At 63.3% G+C, this 2,212-nt stretch carries 1 protein-coding gene; it reads left to right on the top strand.

The genetic code is table 11. The features are described 5' to 3' along the window. Window positions 1–158: 158 nt before the first annotated feature. On the top strand, window positions 159–2,212 hold a 2,054-nt coding region (gene topA / locus RDN59_RS12105; protein WP_308608051.1), incomplete at its 3' end, for a type I DNA topoisomerase.

Here is a 2,212-nt window from a genome sequence, read left to right as displayed (position 1 = left end):
CCCAGTTGTGTGCTGTGAGGCGAATCCTCGGACGGCCAGTATAGACCCCCTGTTGTGTGGACGTGTACTGGCCTGAATAACTAGAGTGAACCTTTATCTGTGTACTCTAGGGGCAATTGCCCAGCAGAGGACTAGCCATCGGAAGGGATGAAGTCGAAGTGGCAGAAGCTACCGGCCCGGGGAAGACCCTGGTCATCGTCGAGTCAGCAACCAAGGCGAAGAAGATTCAGCCTTATCTCGGCGATAAGTACATCGTTGAGGCCTCCGTCGGCCACATCCGGGACCTTCCCCGCGGCGCCGCCGACGTCCCCGCCAAGTACAAGAAGGAATCCTGGGCACGCCTCGGTGTTAACCCGGAGGATAACTTCACCCCGCTCTACGTCATCAGCCAGGACAAGAAGAAGAAGGTTGCTGACCTTAAAGCTAAGCTGAAGGAATGCGATCAGCTGTATCTAGCAACAGACCCCGACCGCGAGGGCGAGGCCATTGCGTGGCACCTGCTCGAGGTGCTCAAGCCCAAGGTGCCGGTGCGCCGCATGGTCTTCAACGAGATCACCAAGTCCGCCATCCTGGAGGCAGCAGAAAATACCCGTGAGCTCGATGAAAACCTCATCGATGCTCAGGAAACCCGCCGCATCCTGGACCGCCTCTACGGCTACGAGGTTTCCCCGGTGCTGTGGAAGAAGGTCATGCCGCGCCTGTCGGCTGGCCGCGTGCAGTCGGTGGCTACCCGCGTCATCGTCGAGCGCGAGCGCGAGCGCATGGCGTTCATCCCCGCTGAGTACTGGGATCTCACGGCAACGCTCAAGTCCACACCGGATTTCGACGCGCGCTTGAGCGCCCTCGACGGCAAGCGCGTGGCTGCGGGCCGTGACTTCAACGATAGGGGTCAGCTGAAGAGCGACGAGGTGGTCGTCGTCAAGCAGGCCCAGGCGGAGCAGCTGGCCAGCGCCCTCGAGGGATCCACCATGACGGTGGCCAGCGTTGAGCACAAGCCTTATTCGCGCAAGCCTTCCGCGCCGTTTATGACCTCGACGCTGCAGCAGGAGGCTGGCCGGCGCCTGCACTACACCTCGGAGCGAACGATGCGCATTGCGCAGCGCCTCTACGAGAACGGTCACATTACCTATATGCGTACCGACTCGACCTCCCTGTCTAAGCAGGGTCTTGATGCCGCGCGTGAGGCCGCCACCTCCATCTTCGGTGCGGAGTTTGTTTCGGATGGGCCGCGCACGTATGACCGCAAGGTGAAGAACTCCCAGGAGGCCCACGAGGCCATCCGCCCCGCCGGCGAGCGTTTCGCCACCCCGGGCCAGCTGGCCGGGCAGCTCGACGCCGAGGAGTACAAGCTCTACGAGCTGATTTGGAAGCGCACCGTGGCCTCCCAGATGGCCGATGCCAAGGGAACCTCGATGAAGGTGACCGCGGCCGTGAGCGCTGGCGGTCACGACGCCGATTTCTCCGCCACCGGCCGCACGATTACCTTCCCGGGCTTTCTCAAGGCCTACGAGGACGTAGCGGCGAAGGGCTCGAAGGAAGAGTCGCGCCTGCCGCACCTCAACGAGGGCGACACGCTGAAGACCGCTGCGGTGACTGCCGACGGCCACTCCACCAACCCGCCGGCGCGCTACACCGAGGCCAGCTTGGTCAAGAAGATGGAAGACCTGGGCATTGGGCGCCCGTCGACGTACGCCTCCATCATCAAGACCATCCAGGACCGCGGCTACGTGCTCTCCCGCGGCAACGCGCTGGTACCTTCGTGGGTTGCCTTCGCGGTGGTGGGCCTGCTGGAAAATAACTTCACCGAGCTGGTGGACTATGACTTCACCTCCTCCATGGAGGACGAACTCGATGCCATTGCGGCCGGTTCGGAGAACGGCACGGACTGGCTGACCAACTTCTACTTTGGCAACACTGAAGCAGGTGAGCAGAAGGCGGCCTCCATTGCTCGCCACGGCGGCCTGAAGTCCTTGGTGGACATCAACCTGGAGGCTATCGATGCCCGCCAGGTCAACTCGCTGCGCCTCTACACCGACGCGGAAGGCCGCGATGTCTTCGTGCGCGTGGGCCGCTACGGGCCCTACATTGAGCGCGCCGTGGGCATCGACCCCCCCCCGCATCTGCTGGAGGCCTGGGGCCCGTCGGGTGGTGTGGGGGGGGTGCGGGGTCGGGAGAGGACACCGCCGGACTCCAGTCACCAACCCGACCCCCT

It is taken from the genome of uncultured Corynebacterium sp. (genome assembly GCF_902489365.1).
Lineage (GTDB): Bacteria > Actinomycetota > Actinomycetes > Mycobacteriales > Mycobacteriaceae > Corynebacterium.
This window is presented reverse-complemented; position numbering and strand designations above follow the sequence as displayed.